General features: G+C 64.8%; 17 protein-coding genes. 10 read left to right on the plus strand and 7 right to left on the minus strand.

Annotated features, from left to right (window positions below):
* On the plus strand, positions 1–1,025 hold a 1,025-nt coding region (locus AC1DN0_RS26185), incomplete at its 5' end, for a BamA/TamA family outer membrane protein (protein ID WP_477146122.1).
* An 88-nt stretch (positions 1,026–1,113) separates the two neighbouring features.
* Here AC1DN0_RS26185 and AC1DN0_RS26190 read toward each other — a convergent pair.
* The 6 genes from AC1DN0_RS26190 to AC1DN0_RS26215 form a co-directional block, all read right to left on the minus strand.
* On the minus strand, positions 1,114–1,683 hold the full coding sequence (locus tag AC1DN0_RS26190; protein WP_441627385.1) for a BPSL1445 family SYLF domain-containing lipoprotein: 570 nt from the start codon (positions 1,681–1,683) through the stop codon (positions 1,114–1,116).
* Positions 1,684–1,914: 231 nt separating this feature from the next.
* On the minus strand, positions 1,915–2,562 hold the full coding sequence (locus AC1DN0_RS26195) for a hypothetical protein (protein WP_477146123.1): 648 nt from the start codon (positions 2,560–2,562) through the stop codon (positions 1,915–1,917).
* Positions 2,559–3,215, minus strand: a complete 657-nt coding sequence (locus tag AC1DN0_RS26200) for an SCO family protein (RefSeq protein ID WP_441627389.1) — start codon at positions 3,213–3,215, stop codon at positions 2,559–2,561. The genes AC1DN0_RS26195 and AC1DN0_RS26200 overlap by 4 nt, the downstream gene beginning before the upstream one ends.
* Positions 3,216–3,241: 26 nt before the next feature.
* Positions 3,242–3,847, minus strand: a complete 606-nt coding sequence (locus tag AC1DN0_RS26205; protein WP_441627391.1) for a c-type cytochrome — start codon at positions 3,845–3,847, stop codon at positions 3,242–3,244.
* A gap of 34 nt (positions 3,848–3,881) precedes the next feature.
* A complete protein-coding gene (locus AC1DN0_RS26210; protein WP_477111051.1) occupies positions 3,882–4,490 on the minus strand; it encodes a cbb3-type cytochrome c oxidase subunit II in 609 nt (202 codons plus the stop codon).
* Positions 4,487–6,139, minus strand: coding sequence for a cbb3-type cytochrome c oxidase subunit I (locus AC1DN0_RS26215; protein ID WP_477111052.1), 1,653 nt, complete (start codon positions 6,137–6,139; stop codon positions 4,487–4,489). Before AC1DN0_RS26215 ends, AC1DN0_RS26210 begins: the two co-directional genes overlap by 4 nt.
* Positions 6,140–6,549: 410 nt before the next feature.
* Here AC1DN0_RS26215 and AC1DN0_RS26220 point away from each other — a divergent pair, with 410 nt between their 5' ends.
* From AC1DN0_RS26220 to AC1DN0_RS26255, 8 genes are all read left to right on the plus strand, one after another.
* A complete protein-coding gene (locus AC1DN0_RS26220; protein ID WP_045239049.1) occupies positions 6,550–6,807 on the plus strand; it encodes a YtcA family lipoprotein in 258 nt (85 codons plus the stop codon).
* Between the two features lie 19 nt (positions 6,808–6,826).
* Positions 6,827–7,876: a multidrug transporter subunit MdtN gene (gene mdtN, locus AC1DN0_RS26225; RefSeq protein WP_441627397.1), complete on the plus strand. Its 1,050-nt coding sequence runs from the start codon at positions 6,827–6,829 to the stop codon at positions 7,874–7,876.
* 9 nt (positions 7,877–7,885) lie between these two features.
* Positions 7,886–9,994 (plus strand): FUSC family protein, encoded by a 2,109-nt coding sequence (locus AC1DN0_RS26230; RefSeq protein ID WP_477146124.1) that lies wholly within the window; start codon positions 7,886–7,888, stop codon positions 9,992–9,994.
* A complete protein-coding gene (locus AC1DN0_RS26235) occupies positions 9,981–11,474 on the plus strand; it encodes an MdtP family multidrug efflux transporter outer membrane subunit (protein WP_477111054.1) in 1,494 nt (497 codons plus the stop codon). The genes AC1DN0_RS26230 and AC1DN0_RS26235 overlap by 14 nt, the downstream gene beginning before the upstream one ends.
* 305 nt (positions 11,475–11,779) lie before the next feature.
* The gene (locus AC1DN0_RS26240) at positions 11,780–12,619 is read left to right on the plus strand and encodes a class II glutamine amidotransferase (protein WP_441627403.1); all 840 of its coding nucleotides are present in this window, start codon (positions 11,780–11,782) and stop codon (positions 12,617–12,619) included.
* A 261-nt stretch (positions 12,620–12,880) separates the two neighbouring features.
* Entirely contained in the window at positions 12,881–13,711 is an 831-nt protein-coding gene (gene ppk2 / locus AC1DN0_RS26245) for a polyphosphate kinase 2 (RefSeq protein WP_441627405.1), read from the plus strand.
* A gap of 38 nt (positions 13,712–13,749) precedes the next feature.
* On the plus strand, positions 13,750–15,456 hold the full coding sequence (locus tag AC1DN0_RS26250; protein WP_477146125.1) for a SulP family inorganic anion transporter: 1,707 nt from the start codon (positions 13,750–13,752) through the stop codon (positions 15,454–15,456).
* A gap of 36 nt (positions 15,457–15,492) precedes the next feature.
* Positions 15,493–15,747, plus strand: a complete 255-nt coding sequence (locus tag AC1DN0_RS26255) for an RNA-binding protein (RefSeq protein WP_477111055.1) — start codon at positions 15,493–15,495, stop codon at positions 15,745–15,747.
* 95 nt (positions 15,748–15,842) lie between these two features.
* On the opposite strand, the gene AC1DN0_RS26260 is transcribed toward AC1DN0_RS26255, so the two are convergent.
* Positions 15,843–16,301 carry a MarR family winged helix-turn-helix transcriptional regulator gene (locus AC1DN0_RS26260; protein ID WP_477111056.1) on the minus strand — a complete coding sequence of 153 codons (459 nt, stop codon included), beginning with the start codon at positions 16,299–16,301 and terminating at the stop codon, positions 15,843–15,845.
* A 62-nt stretch (positions 16,302–16,363) separates the two neighbouring features.
* Here AC1DN0_RS26260 and AC1DN0_RS26265 point away from each other — a divergent pair, with 62 nt between their 5' ends.
* Positions 16,364–16,840 carry a PaaI family thioesterase gene (locus tag AC1DN0_RS26265; protein ID WP_441636834.1) on the plus strand — a complete coding sequence of 159 codons (477 nt, stop codon included), beginning with the start codon at positions 16,364–16,366 and terminating at the stop codon, positions 16,838–16,840.
* Positions 16,841–16,866 lie beyond the last annotated feature (26 nt).

Consider the following 16,866-nt stretch of genomic DNA (forward strand, 5'->3'; position numbering starts at 1 on the left):
TGCTCGATGAACCAGGCCAACGGATCCTGTCGGTCGATGCCGTCGAGAAGTCCTATGGCCCCAACTACCTGCGCTTCGGTCTCGGGCTGAGCACCGACTTTCGTGGCGATGCGTTCTTCAACCTGCTGGCCAGCCATCGGCGCACCTGGATCAATTCACTCGGCGCCGAATGGCGCACCGATGCCCAGCTCGGACAGACAACCAACCTGACCAGCGAGTTCTACCAGCCCCTGGACACGCGCCATACCTTCTTCATCGCGCCTCGGGTGGAACTGGAACGCCGCTCGGTTAACGTGTTCCGGGACACGGACCGCATCGCCACCTACGACCTGCGCCGTTTCGACCTGGCACTGGATGTAGGCAGCCAGTTCACGAAATATGGCGAAGCCAGGATCGGCGTGCTTACCGGCAGCGAACACGTCACGCTAAGCACCGGTCCGGCCGCGCTGTCGCCCGGCCAGGAGAACAACAAGCGCGGCGCCATCACCGGCCGGCTGCTGGTGGACCAACTCGACAGCGCGAGCTTCCCGCGTACCGGCTATGCCGGCAGCATGCACGTCTACGCCTCCGAGCCGGGACTCGGCGCCGACCAATCCTATGTCAAGGCGGATGCCGACGGCACCTACGCCTGGTCCTCAGGCCGGCACACCTTGAATTTCGGATTCAAGGCCGGCAGCAATATCGGTGGCAACCCGCTGCCACGCTACGACTTGTTCCAGTGGGGCGGTTTCCTGAAGCAATCGGGATACAGCACCGGGGAGTTGCTGGGTGGCAACCTCCAGTATCTCCGGGCGGTCTATTACAACAAGCTGGCCAGGCAATCGCTGCTGGAAGGCGTGTATGGCGGCTTTTCGCTGGAGGCCGGCCGCATGGGCGCGCCGCTGGTGCAGGGAAGTCCTACCGGCGTGCTCAAGTCCGGCTCGCTGTTCGTCGCCATCGATTCGCCGATCGGGCCACTCTACCTTGCCTATGGCCGCGCCGCTGGCGGCCACTATGCCTACTACCTGTTCCTTGGCAAGCCTTAGCCCTGCAATCCCGCGCGACAGCTCGGGCAAGGCCGCCCGCCCTGGCTCCTGAGCGGGAACCAGGGCCGGCCGCCTTGCGAATCGCGGGCTAAATGTCCAGCTTCCCGATCTTCGTCCCTGAGAGCGACAGGTTCGCCATCAGGCCAGCGTTGGTCACTACGAAGCCGATGATCGGCGCGCGGGCGGTATTGGTATCGATTTTGCCGTTGGCGCCAATCGTCGCCAGCGCCACGGACCCATCGACACCCGCGGTCCAGCCGTTGCTGGCACGGAACGACGCCAGCGAGTCCGGGGTCATGAACATCAGGATGAGCGCCTTGGACTGTGCCCCCGCCAGCCAGCCGAATGACGCGGTCGTGGTCCTGTAGTAGCCCACCGACCCCCCTGCCACGCGTAACGCGCCCTCGCCATACTCGGCGCCGACGATAAAGCCCGCGGCAATCACGCTCGGAAATACCAGGATGCCCTCCGCCTTGGCGGAAAGTTCCCTGGATCCGTCCGCCGTGGCAAAGAGCTTGTTCAGCGCCCCATCGACGCTGGCGTCGATCTCCCGCCGCTTGCTCGCAGTGTCCGTGGCAGAGCCTGACGTGGTGGAACACGCCGTAACGGAGGCGGCTAGCGCAACGGCGGTCAGGGAACAAAAAGTACGACGTTTCATTTTTTTCCTCCTTGGGGGACTGTGGCCACAGGCACTCGGTAAGTCGCAACGCACTGATACAACCCTGCAGTTAAAGGTTAGGGCAGCCGGTGTGCTTCGCTTTGCGCTAGATCAGCATCCTGAAGGACGTGCTGGCTACCAAGGCGGTCGCCACGTTCCCGGCGGCATAGCCGCCCTCCCCGACAAGGCGTCGTCAGGGCCTTAAAAAAACCACCTCCGCGCACCGGCGGCCTATTGCTCCTCCCCCTCGTGTGAGCCGCCGCGCGGAGAAAAGCCAAAGCCGGGCAGTCGCCGCAGGTGCAAAACCAGCCCGACGGCAACCGCGACGGCATAGGCAATGAGCCCATTCCCCGCGAGCCATTGATCCGCCAGCAGGTAGTTGGCACAGAGTCGGCTCCGGGTGTCATGGAACAGCATGCCCACCGTGGCCAGCATCCATACAAGATTGCCGGCGAAAAACAACAGCACTGCCGCTGGCGCCCGCCTCAGCCCGTGCTGTAGCGCGGCTCCGGCGAAAAGCAGCGATATGTACTTGGCTGCGTTGACGCCTGCATCGAGCCGCGCCAGGTCCAGCGCCAGCGGCACCATCCAGAACATCAGGCAGAGCGAGAAGCACAGCAACGGCGCCAGGCCCATGCGCATCAGGGCTTCGACTGCGCGAATACCGTCATGCCGGCGAGCGGCGAGGACGGAARCGACGAAGCCCAATGCCAGGAGAACGGGAAACTCCGCCAGCATCTGCAGTGCCATGCTGGCTTCGATGGCCTGGCGGACCGGCGCCAGCAACAGAACACCGGGCAGGCAGAGCAGGCACCACAACGCCCACTCGCGTCGCGGGCGCGGCGCGGGCAGGGCCGCGACACCGGCAGCCGGCTTCATCGCGCCGCCTGCCGCGCCGCGACCAGCGCCTGGTCGAACGACTGGTAGTCGTACAGGCCGAGCACCACGCCGCGCCCGTCAATCAGATGGATTTCGGCGTTGTGGATATATCCGCCCAGTCCGTCCGGTATCACCACCACATCGAGCGAGCGCAACAGGGCCGCTTGCGCGGCAGGCGCCACGGGCGCGCCGATCCGCCAGATGCCGGGGTCGGCGCGTTGCTGCGCGCCATAGGCAGCCAGGCGCCGCGTCTCATCATGGGCGGGGTCGATGGAGATGGACAAAAGCCCGACCCGGTCTGCCAGCCCCTGTGCCTGAATATCCTGCTGAAGCCGGAAGAATGCCGGCCCGAGCGCGGCGCACACGGTGGCACAGCGGGTATAGATGAAATCCACCAGGTACACCTGGCCGGAGCGGGATGCCGGCGTCCAGGGCGTGAACCGGTCGCCACGCGCGTCGCGCATCGCCAGCGGCGGCGCCACCAGTTTTCCCGCCATGGCCATGGCGCTGCGCCGGTCATCCAGCGTCCACACCCGCATGCCCCACGTGAGCCAGGCGAGCGCCGCCGCGAAGCCAAGGCACAACGCCAGGCAACCCAGGCCCGCGGCCCACAGGCTGGGCGGGCGGCGCGAAGTTCGAGAGTCCGTGGCCATCACTGCCTTGACTACCTTCCCTGTCACTACTTCAGCGGAGCGAGTTCCTTGTCGCCATCGAAGGGGGCCGCCCTGTCCTTGGTGGCGATGCGAACCTGGGCGACCAGGTCCGCCGTCACAGAGGGCGCGGCGTTGCCCCATTGGCTTCTTGCGTAGCTCAGCACGGCGGCGATTTCCGCGTCGCTGAGCTGCGTGCCGAAGGGCGGCATGGCGCCGTTGAACGCGCTGCCCTTGACCGTCAATTGCCCGGTGATGCCATGCAGCACGATCGCCACCGCGGTCTCGGCCTTGCCCTGCACCCACTCGGAAGCGGCCAGCGGCGGGAACACCCCGGGCAGGCCCTGGCCGGTAGCCTGATGGCAGGCGGCGCAGCGCGAAGCAAACACTGCAGCGCCGTCCGCCGCGCCGCCGCTGGCCGCCTTCTGGCCTTGCAGCGCGCCGACGGTGCGGCCGTCGCCGAGCTCGGAGGGGATATTGATCGGTGCCCTGGAGATGTAGTAGATGCCCCACAGGATCAGCGCCGCCACCAGCACCACGATGCTGCGCGGAATCGGCGTCTGCCCTTCGCCGGGGTCGGCGTACTCCCGCTGCTCCTGCGGCGAGGGCTGGGAGGGTGGCTGGTTGTCTGGCATGGCATCGGGTTCCGTCAAGCGGCGCGTGAAACGGCTATTTGCCTGCCTTGGAGGCCGCATCGTCCGGCGCGGGCAAGGCAGCATACGTGTGGTCGAGCGCCTTCAGGTAGGCAACCAGGTCGAGCGCCTCGGGCGTTGCCACCACCACCTTGCCAACCGGTGCGGCCCCCGCCGGCAGCGTCACCACGTGTTCGCCCGGATCGGCAGCTGCCTTGACATCGAACAGGTAGGGATAGCTCGGCATGATGCTCTGCGCAACGTAGGCGCGCGGCTGGTAGAGGTGCCCGAGATGCCAGTCCGCGCTGGGCTGGCGCGCGCCGATATTGAACAGGTCGGGCCCGGTGCGCATCGTGCCAAGCAAGTGCGGGTGATCGTAGTAATAGTCCGCCGCCACCGATGCCCTGCCCCACCCGCGCTTCACGTCGGGCGCGAACGACGGATCCCGCGGCTGCTGCGAATGGCAGTAGACGCAGCCATTGCCGATATAGACCTGCCGGCCCCGAAGTTCCGCCGACGTATAAGGTTTCAGGCCGGGAGCAGGCTTGACGTACTGCAGTTGCAGGTACGGCACCACCACCAGCGCGCTGGTGGCCACCGCCAGCATGACCATGCCGGCACCGATCATCAGGGTGACGTTCCTCATGAACTGGCTCCTGTCTTGTTCAGGTCGGCAAGCGGGAACATGGCGGGCTTGTCTCGGTTCGGCCCCAACCCCAGGATGACACAGACGAAGTTGGCGATAAAACAGAGGTGCCCCAGCACCATCAGGCCGCCCCCCAGCGAGCGGGCCTGCAGGTAAGGCACCGTCAGCGTGACCGAATCCATGAACGGCCGCGAGGCATCCAGCATGGCCAGCCCCTGCAGGGTGCCTGCGATGGTCAGGGCGATGAAGTAAATCGCGATACCAACTGCGGCGCACCAGAAATGCGCCGCGATCAGGCTCGGGTACGGCCACTCTCGCTGCGTGACACGCGGCACGATGAAATAGATCGAGCCAAAGAATACGAAGCTCACGAACGCGTAGAGCCCCAGGTGGGCATGGGCAACCGTGTAGTGCGTGAAATGCGTGATGACGTTGATGCTGCGCAGGGCTTCGAAGGAGCCCTGGAACGAACTCAGCGTGTACATCATGCCGCCGAGGGTCACGAAGCGCAGCGTGGGCGAATACAGCAGCGCCTTGAAGTGGCCGCGCATGGTCTGGTGCAGGTTCACAGAGAACGCCACGACCGGGATCAGCATCATCATGCTCTGCACGATGGACAGCGTGACCATCCAGCCGGGAACCGGGCCGCCCACCAGATGGTGGCCGCCGACCTGCCCATAGAAGAACGCCAGCGTCCAGAAACCGAGCAGCGACAGGCCGTACGACTGGATCGGCCGGCCAATGATCTTGGGGAGGAAATAATAGATCGATGCCAGGGCAAGCGGCGTATAGAACAAGCCCAGCACGCTGTGCCCGAACCACCAGTTCATGGTTGCCTGCTCGACGCCGAAATGCATGTAGGGCACCTTGGCCACCAGGTACAGGACCGGGAACCAGAACAGCGCGCATCCCATGTACCAGACCGAGACATACAAATGGCTGACGCGGCTGGCCAACAACGTGAGTACCAGCGGCATGCCGATCAAGGCGCCGCCCACGGCGAACACGATGCCGATCTGCCAGGGGATCTCCAGCCATTCGAGGCCGTCGGACAGACCGACGGCAATGCTGCCCAGGCCGGCAACCACGCCGGCGTTCCACATCATGGCGCCCAGCAGCGCGTAGTTGGCGCCAACCAGGCGGGTCCTCAGCACGCGCGGCAAGACAAAGAGCGCAATGCCCAGCCCGGCCATCGGCGCCCAGCCATACGCCACGGCATTCAGGTGGACGGTGCGGATGCGCCCGAAGGACAGCCAGGCCTGCGAGGCGAGCGCATCCGGCAGGTGCAGCTTGAGCGAAGCCGTCAGCCCGGCCAGCGACGCCACCAGCAGCCAGGCCATGGCGCAACACAGGAAAACGAAGACCACCATGGAAGACGAGCGATCCGCTTCCGCCCTGGCCGTCAGTTCCGCGGCCAGCGTCGGAGACGGCGCCGGCAACCCGGTGCGGGTTGCGACCTCCTGCAATGCCGTGCGCTGCTGCCCGGTGACCGAGGGCTCCTCCGCCCTGCCGATTTCCCCGGGCGCGAAAATCACCGCTGCCGCGCTCGGGGAACCGTCAAGCAAGCCGTACCGTACGCTCAGGATAAACACGAGCAGGCCGACCACGGAAAGGATAAAAGCCGAGAGGAGTATGGAGACCGTGCTCATGAAACCCTCCCGGGGCTTTGGCATCATGTGGTGGCCGGCGCGCCGCCCGGCTCGATCTTCCGCTGGCGTCGCGCCCCGCCCGATACAGGCTCATCAAGTCACTTATTCGCAACTTCATGATATGCGCCCATGGTGCGCAGCTTCAGCGCACGGACCGGGCCTTTGGCATGAACGCGACCGCGCCAGGAACGGGAACCAGCGCATGGAAATGCATGCAATGTAGACCATCGAAGACCGCTTGCCAAATTTGCCGGCCGGCCGCGCAGACAGGGCCAGTCCCGGAGCAAATTCTTCCATTGGCTATGCGGATCGTGCAAAATGGGCAGCCGGAGTCGGCGCATAAAGGCGATCTGCACAACGTGTCGACGCCTGCCGGCAGACACACGCAGCGCTGAATAATGGGAGACTCCATGAGAGTGATCGGTGTTGCTGCCGTTGTCGCCCCCGCGCTTGGGGGATGTGCAAGATCGCCCTCCCTCAGCGTGCTCGGCGCGTATTTTCCCGACTGGATGTTCTGCATCATCGCTGGCGTTGCGCTTGCCATCGCCTGTTACCTGCTGCTGGAGCGCAGCCGGTCCGGATACTGGCTCGGCCCTCCGGCCCTGGCCTATCCAACACTCGTCACCCTGTTTTCCCTCGTTGCCTGGCTGATCCTGTTCCAACCTTGACCCGCCCGGGCGCATGAACATGACGACAACGAACAACAAGAAGGCGTGGCCGGCCCTCGTACTGGTCCTGATCACGCTGGCGCTGCTGATTCTGGTGATCTGGATGCTGGACCGCTCGCCGCGCACCGACGATGCCTATGTCTACGCCGACGCGATCGACGTGGTGCCGGAAGTCAACGGGCGCATCGTCCAGCTCGCCGTGCGCGACAACCAGGCGGTGAAACAAGGCGACCTGCTGCTACAGATCGATCCACGCCCCTACCAGGATGCGCTGACCCGGGCCAAGGCTTCGCTGGCCGCGCTTGACCAGCAGATCATGCTGACGCAGCGCACGGTCAATGCACAGCAGTACAATGCGCAATCCGTACGGGCGGCGGTCGAACGCGCCCGGGCAGCGGCCACCCAGGCAACCGATACCCTGCGCCGCACCGAGCCGCTTTTGCCGCAAGGCTATGTGTCGGCGGAAGACGTCGACCGCGCCCGCACCGCGCAGCGCGCCACCCAGGCCGAGCTCAATGCGGTGCAACTGCAGGCGCAGCAGGCGGCGGCGGCGGTCAGCGGCGTGGACGCGCTGGTTGCGCAACGCGCGGTGGTCCTGGCGGAAATCTCGCTGGCCGAATTGCATCTGGAATTTGCCACCGTGCGGGCACCATTCGACGGCCGGGTGGCGGCGCTGAAGACATCGACCGGCCAGTTCGCTTCCGCGCTCAAGCCGGTGTTCACGCTGATCGATACGCGCCACTGGTACGTGGTGGCGAACTTCCGGGAAACGGAGCTGAAAGGCATGCGGGCCGGCACGCCGGCCACCGTCTACCTGATGAGCGACACCGGCCAGCATTTTCGCGGCACAGTCGATTCGATCAGCTATGGCGTGGCGCCGGACGAAGGCGGCCTGGCCCTGCCCGGCGGGCTGCCGCGCATCCAGCGCAGCCTTAACTGGGTGCACGTGGCCCAGCGCTTCCCGGTCAAGATCCGCGTCGAAAATCCCAATCCGGATCTGTTCCGGGTCGGCACTTCAGCGGTGGCCATCCTGCACCCCGAGGCAGGCAACCCCGACGGGCGTCGCTGAGGCACCGCCATGAGCCCGGGCACGCTCGTACCGGACAGCCTGCTGCAGGCGGCGGCGTTCCTGCGCGCCCAGCTCGCGCCGTATCCGGGACGCGTCAACATCTTGCTGCGCTGCATGCTGACCAGCGCCATTGTCATCGTCGTCTCGATGGCGCTCCAGGTGCCCTCGCTCGCGCTCTCGCTGCTCGTCGTGTTCTACGTCACGCAAGCGAACGTGGTGGTCACCCGGCTGGTGGGTGTGATGTTCATCGCAGGATCCACACTCGCCATCGGCGTTTCGATACTGCTGCTCAAGCTGACCTTCGACTTTCCCTTGCTGCGCATCGTGGTCGCCAGCCTGCTGTTCTTCGCCAGCGTGTACCTCATGCGCGTGCTGAAGATCGGCATCGTTTTCTTCATCGTCGCGATCGTGGTGATCTACGTGCAGACCTTCGTCGACCGCACCGGCGAGGCAGAATTGCTGATCCGCGCCGTGCTGTGKGTGTGGGTCGCCGTGAACTATCCGATCGCGCTGACGCTGCTGATCAATACGCTGTTGCTGCCCGCGGAGCCGCAGCGGCAATTGAAGGCGGAAGTCCACCGGCAACTGGGTGCTGTCGACGCGCATCTGGTGCGGCTGACCGACGGCACGCCAATGGCGGAACCAATCACGCCAATGGCGATTCAGCAAGGTGCATTGACGCTGCAGAAACTGCTCAAGTTCGCCACCATGCGCGATGCGCACTATCGGCAAGACAAGGCGCATCAGTTAGCCTGCATCGCTACCGTGTCGCGGCTGTATCGTGCAGCGGGCGAACTGCCGGACGATCTGCCGAACGCTTCGGCGGCGCAGCTCGGAGCGCTGCGGCAGCTACGCGCCGACTGCCAGGCGCTGGACGCATCGGTCATCGCGGACCAGCCATACCGGCCCGCCCCACTTGCCACGCCCGGCCAAGGCGGGGCCGCGCCGCTGCCCGCCGCCGCGCAAGAAATGCAGCGGGCGCTGGTGGCGTTCGCCGATGCGGACACGGCCGCCGGCGCGCCCGGCAAGGCGCCGGAAGAGCCGCCGATGGTGGTGCCGGACGCCCTGACCAATCCGGCGTACGTACGGTTCGCGCTCAAGACCCTGCTCGCCGTGCTGATCTGCTACGTCTTCTACACCGCGGCCGACTGGCAAGGCATCCACACCATCATGCTGACCTGCGTAATCATTGCCCTGCCCAGCCTTGGCGCGTCGATGCAGCGCGCGCTGCTGCGCGTCGGTGGCGCACTGGGCGGCAGCGCGCTGGCCTTGTTCATGGTGGTGTTCGTCATCCCCCATCTCGACAGCATCGCCGGCCTGCTGCTGATGACGCTGCCGGTGGTCGCGCTCGCCGCATGGATCGCGGCCGGATCGGAGCGCATCGGCTACGCCGGGACCCAGATCCTCTTCACCTTTTCGCTTGCACTGCTTGAGCAGTTCGGCCCCACCACGAATCTCACGGAAATCCGGGACCGCGTGGTCGGCATCCTGCTCGGGGTTGGCATTTCCACCTTTATCCAGATGTCGCTGTGGCCGGAGGCGGAAGGGGAAGCCCTGCGGCAAAAGCTCGCCACCATGCTGCATTCGGTTGGCAAGCTGCTGGCGCAGGCAGCAACCGGCACCGCAACGCCTCCCGGGCACCTGGCCTACGCGCAGCTACAGCTGCAGACCTGGGCCGTGCTGTCCGATTGCGAGGATACGCTGGCGCGCGTTGCGCTCGAGCCGGGCTGGCAGGAAGGAGAGCAGGCGCCGCTCACGCTGCGCGCCCAGGAAGTCCTGGCGCAGGGGCGTGAGATCATGCTGGCCGGCAATGCACTTCATAATGCACTGGAGGCCACCGATGGCCACCTGGGCAGTACGGCCTACGACGCGGCGCGCGCCTTTCAGGCGCAAACCGCCGCGCGGCTCGGCCACTATGCGGACGCGCTGGTTGCCAACCCACCCTCCGCCAGTACACCGCCGCCCGTCGAGATCCCGGCGCTTGGCGACGCAACCCTTGCGGCGCCTGTCGTCGCGGCCATGCGGCACCTGGTGCGCCAGCTCTGCGTCCTTCCGGACTGGCAGGCTGCGGCGGCGCAGTCCCCGGCGATGCGTCGCGAGTCCCATGATGCCGGCTGAACGCAAGCCACCCCGCGCCTGGCCGCGCCGCCCCGCAGCTTGGCTGGCCGCCGCGCTCCTGTATGCGCTGGGCGGCTGCGCCCTGATCCACGAAAACGGGGTTCCCTCACCGGAAATTCCCCTTGAGCAGATCCGTCTGGCGGACGACACGCACCTGGCCCGCGATGGCTGGCCCGAAACGCGCTGGTGGACGCGCTACGGCGACACGCAGCTCGACGCGCTGATCGAACGGGCCCTGGCGGACGCCCCCACCATGGTGGTGGCACGCAGGCGCGTGGCCCAGGCCAGAACCGACGTCGAACTGGTCAAGTCCGGTTCGCGCCTGCAGGCCGTGGCGTTCGGGGCGATCGATCGCGAGCACGTTTCGGCGAACGGCTTCCTAGGGCCGTTCGCGATGAACGTGCCGGCCCTGGGGCTCGACGGTCCCTGGTACACCGAGGGCATCGTCGGCGTGGGTGCCAGCCTGAACATCGATCTCTGGGGCTTGCACCGGGCGCAGGTGGCGGCTTCGATGGGCGTCAACAATGCCCGCCTGGCCGAAGCGTATGCGGTGGAGCTTGAACTGTCGGCCGATGTGGCGCAGTTGTACTACGGCATCCAGACCAGCCACCAGTTGATCGAACTGCTGGAACAATCGCGGCAGGTCGCCGCCTTCTCGGTGCAGACACACCAGGCACGTGCCGCGCGCGGCCTGGAATCGCGCACATTCGTCGAGCAAGCGCAAGCGCAGCAACTGGCCCTGGAACGGCAGCTTGTCGCGGCGCGGGGCACGGTCAGGCAATTGCGCGAATCGTTGCGGGCCCTGATCGGCGCGGGACCGGATGACTTGCCGGAGATCCGCCCGGTTCCCCTGCCCCAGTCCACGTCCGGCGTACCGGCCACGCTGTCGTATGAACTGCTGGCGCGGCGCCCCGACCTGCAGGCCCTGCGCTGGTACGTGCAAGCGTCGTTCGACCGGATCGACGCGGCCAGGGCGGCGTTCTATCCGAGCTTCGACATCCGCGCCTTCTTCGGCTTCAATGCCCTGCACCTGGCGGATCTGTTCACCCACGCCAGCCAGCAGATCAACCTGATTCCCGGCCTGTACCTGCCGATCTTCGACGGCGGGCGGCTCAACGCAAACCTGGGCGGCACGCGCACGGCGAGCAACACGCTCATCGCACAATACAACCAGGCGGTGCTCAATGCGGTGCGGGATATCGCCATCACCGGCACCCGCCTGCAGGACCTCGACACCGAAGCGGAGCTGCAGCGGCGGAAGGTCCAGTCGGTTTCCTTCGTCCGGGACAGCGCCGAGGCCCGCTACCAGCGCGGACTCGGCAGCCGGTTCCTGGCCATGGAGGCGCGCCAGCCGCTGATTGCCGAGCAGATTGCGCTGCTCAACGTCAACGGCCAGAAGATCAGCCAGGAGATTGCCCTGGCCAAGGCACTTGGCGGCGGCTACCTCGCCGATGCGCCGGTTGAACTCAGGCCGCGCTGAGCGATGGCCGGCGCCTGCGCATTGCGATGTGAACGCGTTGGCGTCCCGCCAGCATGGCTTTGATCCCGGCCACCTGGAAAGATTGGCGCAAATGGCACATGCGCCACTTCAATGCAGAGCGCCGATGCGCGTTGCACGCCATATATCCTCTCGCGACGCCGCGGTTTCGGGAATTGCCGCTTGCCTCATTGCCTGAGACGCCGCACTGTCCTAAAACTTCAAATAGCGATCTGGCGGGCGCAGGACGAGCGATCGGCCGCCTGGCAGAAGTGCTTCCGCATGGAAACGCGTTGAGGAGAGGCATCATGTGTCGGTGGCTGGCGTACTCGGGCAATCCGATCCAACTCGAGACCGTGCTGTTCCGGGCCGAGCATTCCTTGATCGACCAGAGCCTGCGCTCACGGCTCGGGCACACCACGACTAACGGGGACGGGTTCGGGATGGGCTGGTATGGCCACCACTCGGAAGTTCCGTTCCGCTATCGCTGCGTGCATCCCGCGTGGAATGACACAAACCTGCGCGAGGCGGCCCGCGCTATCCGGGCCTCGTTGTTTGTTGCGCATATCCGTGCGGCGACCGACACGCCGGCGCAGGAAACCAACTGCCACCCCTTTCGCTATGGTCGCTGGCTGTTTGCCCACAATGGACTGATACGGGACTATCCGACGGTCAGGCGGGAGCTGATGATGGCCATTGCGCCTGAGTTGTTCCGCTGGATCGAAGGTTCCACCGACTCGGAAGTCATGTTCTTTCTCGCCCTCACGTTCGGGCTTGAACGCGATCCGCGCGCGGCGCTGGAACAGATGGTGGGCCTGATCGAGAACGTTGGCCACCGCCATGGCGTCGAGTACCCGCTGAACATGACGGTCTGTGCGAGCGACGGAGAACAGATCGTCGCAGCGCGCTACTCCAGCGAAGCGGATTCGCGCTCGCTCTTCCACAGTACATGCGTTCGTCATTTACGCGAACTCTATCCTGAGAATTCGCACATTGCCGAAGCGGGCGACGATGCCATCCTGGTGCTTTCGGAACCCGTGGTCGACCTCGCTGGCGCATGGGAGGAGATCCCGGAGGGTACGGCCATTCTTGCCAGAGGCGGCGTCGTCGAACGTGAACGTTTCATCCCCCGCATGCCCGAGTGCTGACGCACGGCAGCGCAGCGTGTGATTTCAAGGACGACGGCCGTGGATGCGCGGTAGCGGCAAGGCAGCCCGGGGCTATTCGCGGTGCATTTTGGGAGCCTGCTCACGCTTCAAGCCGTCCGCCGGTTTGCCTTGCCATGGTTTGCTCCATGGGTGCACTGCGTCGTCCATGTAATGGCCGGTGATTTGACTCTCTCCGCATGGACGACGAAACTGTAAATGGCTCCTCATGCAAGGATCCGCACACACCGGAAGGAGACGACCATGCCAAAGGAGAAGGAAAAAACCAGGCGCGAAAAGCCTGAGCACGGTGATCAGAGAGAGCCTTTGTCATATAAGAAATACAGAAAGGCCCTGCTCCCCTTGCATGTAGAGCTGGTCAGGCTCCAGGAATGGGTGGTTCAGTCGGGCGCCAAGATCTGCATCATTTTTGAAGGCCGCGACGGCGCTGGCAAAGGGGGAACCATCAAGGCCCTGACCGAGCGTGTGAGCCCGCGCGTGTTCCGCGTGGTGGCATTACCGGCACCCACGGAACGCGAGAAGAGTCAGATGTACGTGCAACGCTACCTGCCCCACCTGCCGGCCGCGGGAGAAGTGGTGATCTTCGATCGTAGCTGGTACAACCGGGCGGGCGTGGAGCGCGTCATGGGGTTCTGTACCGAGGAACAGGTGGAGAGCTTTTTCAGGGCCGTTCCGTTGGTCGAGCAGGCCATCGTCCACTCTGGAGTGATGTTGTTCAAGTACTGGCTGGAAGTCAGCCAGGAGGAACAGACTCGCAGGCTGGAAGCGCGCATCCACGACGGACGCAAGCTGTGGAAGCTGTCCGACATGGACCTGAAGTCCTACAGCCGCTGGTATGACTACTCTCGCGCCCGTGACGCCATGTTCCGGGCTACCGACACCGCAATCGCCCCATGGTACCTGGCCAATTCCGATGTCAAGGAGCGCGCCCGCCTCAACATCATCAGCGACATACTCCACAAGATTCCCTATGAAGCCATGCCGCGCAAGGAGGTGTCGCTGCCCGCGCGGCAAAAGCCGGAAGGCTACGTGGAGCCGGACTACCCGTACAAGCGCGTTCCCGAGAAATTCTAGGTTCCCTCATCAGAACCGAAACCGGGAGGGAGGCAGCCATGCAGCAGGAAGCGCCAGACGGGCGCCGCGACATCCACGTCAGCCATATGCGCTGGTCGCTGCAAGGCTATCGGAAGGAGTGGGTTGCACCGGACATGATTGCCGGACTCACGGTTGCGGCGGTAGTCATCCCCAAGGCGCTCGCCTATGCCACCATTGCCGGCCTGCCCGTTCAGGTGGGGCTMTATACCGCCTTCGCGCCCATGCTGATCTACGCCCTGCTCGGCAGTTCGCGCACGCTCAGCGTCAGCACGACGACAACGCTCGCGATCCTGGTTGCGGCGGCATTCGGCAGCCTGGGCCCGCACCCCGACCCGGCAACCCTGATCACGGCTTCGGCAACGCTAACGTTCCTGGTCGGCGCCATGCTCCTCGCCGCCTGGCTGCTCCGCCTGGGCTTTGTCGCCGACTTCATCTCCGAACCCGTGCTCGTTGGCTTCAAGGCGGGGATCGGCCTCGTCATCATGGTGGACCAGATTCCGAAGCTGCTCGGCATGCATATTCAGAAGGGATCGATCTTCCATAATCTCCTGGCCATCGCGCAAGGCATTCCGCACGCGTCGTTGGCGACTGCGGCTGTGGGTATCGCCATGGTCGGCATCCTGTTGTCCATGGAGCATTGGCTGCCGCGCTTGYCCGCGCCTTTGATTGCCGTGGCCGCAGGCATCGCCGGCGTGACGCTGCTGAACCTCCCGGACTACGGCGTGGCCATCGTCGGCAAAGTCCCGACCGGCCTTCCGCCCGTGACCCTGCCCGATGTGGATATGATGCAGCGGCTATGGCCTGGGGCGCTTGGCGTCGCGCTGATGAGTTTTACCGAGAGCATTGCCGCCGGGCGCGCATTCGCGCAAAGCGGGGAGCCGCCGCCAGCGGCAAATCGCGAACTGCTGGCCACGGGACTCGCAAACCTGGGCGGCGCCTTCCTCGGTGCCATGGCAGCCGGCGGGGGCACCACGCAAACCGCCGTCAACCGCATTTCTGGCGCACGCTCGCAACTGGCCGGACTGGTGACCGCCCTGGCGTCGCTCGGGACCATGCTGGTGCTCGCACCAGTAGTGGGACTGATGCCGGAGGCCACACTGGCCGCAGTGGTCATCGTGTACTCCGTGACCCTGATCAAGCCCGCCGAATTTCGCGCGATTCTGAGCATACGGCGCACCGAGTTCAGTTGGGCGCTGATTGCGATGGCCGGCGTTGTTGCTCTTGGCACGCTGCAGGGGATCGTCATCGCCATCATCGTGTCGCTGCTAGCCCTGGCGTACCAGACATCAGACCCACCCGTCTACGTGCTCGTCCGCAAGCCCGACACCAATGTGATCCGCCCGCGGTCGGATGAACATCCGCAAGACGAGGCCATCCCCGGCTTGCTGATGCTGAGGCCGGAAGGAAGAGTCTACTTTGCGAATGCGCGGCGCATCGGGCATAAGTTGAGGCCTCTGGTTGCCAAGGTCAGGCCGAAGATTTTGGCCCTGGACCTGGCAGGCGTTTCGGACCTCGAGTACACCGCGCTCCATATGCTGATCGATGCGGAGAAAGAACTGCGTGAGGAAGACGGTGTCCTGCTCTGGCTGGTCGGCATGAATCCCGACGTGCTGGCGATGGTTCGACGCTCCCCGCTGGGAGAGACGCTCGGCCGTGACCGGATGTTCATCACCCTGGATTTGGCAGTTGCCAGATATCAGGCTAACCCAGCCAACGGCACATAGTGGACATTGCCCGTTGTATCGAAGCAAGAGGTAATCATGTCACGTCTACTGCTGACGAATATCGAACCCGGCACCGCTGACGACGAAGTCCGCGCGCTTCTCGAAAAGTACGGTCTACCACCCTGCGATGTCATAGAGCAGGTGCCTGGCGATGGGACGCGGCCATCCGTGGTAATGACCTTCGATGACGTTGACCCGGATACGCTGCACAAGTACGCCGAGCGCATCCATCACATGTTCTGGAAAGGCCGGGAACTGACGGCACAGGTGCTGAGCGACCGCTTTACTTGAGCCGCTATCTTGTGGCCGCCCGGAGGAATATCTGCTCGATCAGGCGATCGCCGGCTTCGGCGATCGCCTGTGCGCCCCCATCTTGCCAGCGCGACCTACTCGCCTAGCTTGTCTGCCGCCTTGCCGAGCAGGCCAAGCAGGTCCGGCCCCAGACTCGCAGACAGTTCGCGGTTCGCCAGCGACCAAAACGCAAGGGCCCGCTGGAGGCGAAAAGCCCCCTCCTCGGTCAGCCAGACTGCGCGTCGCCGGCGGTCACTCTCTGCGCTCACGACTTCCACCAAGCCGGCCCCGGCGAGTTGATCCACGTTTCGGGACATGGTGGATTGATTCAGTCCGGCGTGCAGCGCAAGCGCCCCCAGYGTGTCATCCGGCGCGGATGCGATCAGGCACATCAGCCCAAATTGGGTATTGGACAAGCCAGATGGCAGCAATGCTGCATCCAGCTTGCTAGTAATGCGCCGCGCCACCAAGCGCGAGAGCCAGCCAAGATCCGACTCCAGCGCATCGGCGGCGTCCGCGCGCAATGTTCTTGGTGCTTGTGTTTTCCTGTTCATGTTTCTATTATATGCATCTGCATTTATTGCATCTACATATAATTTCAATAACAAACAGAGACATGAAAAACTATCGCTTTGGCGTGGCCGACCTGGAAGACATCGCCGGAATGAGTGGCAGAGTGTTGCTTCAGGCAATCATTGACGGCCAACTGCCGCAGGCGCCGATCTCGCAGGCGCTGGACTTCTGGCTCGTTGAAGTCGGCGACGGCTTTGCTGCTTTCGAGGGCGAACCCGCGCCGCACTTGCTGAATCCGATGGGCACGGTGCATGGCGGCTGGGCGCTGACCCTGATCGACAGTGTGGCCGCCTGCGCTGCCCATTCCTTGCTGCCTGCGGGGACCAGCTACACCACCGTCGAAACCAAGGGCAACTTCTCGCGGCCGATCAGGCCAGATACCGGCCGTGTTCGCGCCGAAGCGAAGGTTGTCAGCCAGGGGCGCCAAATCGTCACCTCCGAGGCGCGGGTCCTGGCCACCGATGGCCGCGTCCTGGCACACGGAACTTCAACGCTCCTGATCGTGCCTCCGGCTCGCTAATGGCGACTACCAACTCACGCGGAACG

Source organism: Cupriavidus sp. 05N39 (assembly GCF_056397325.1).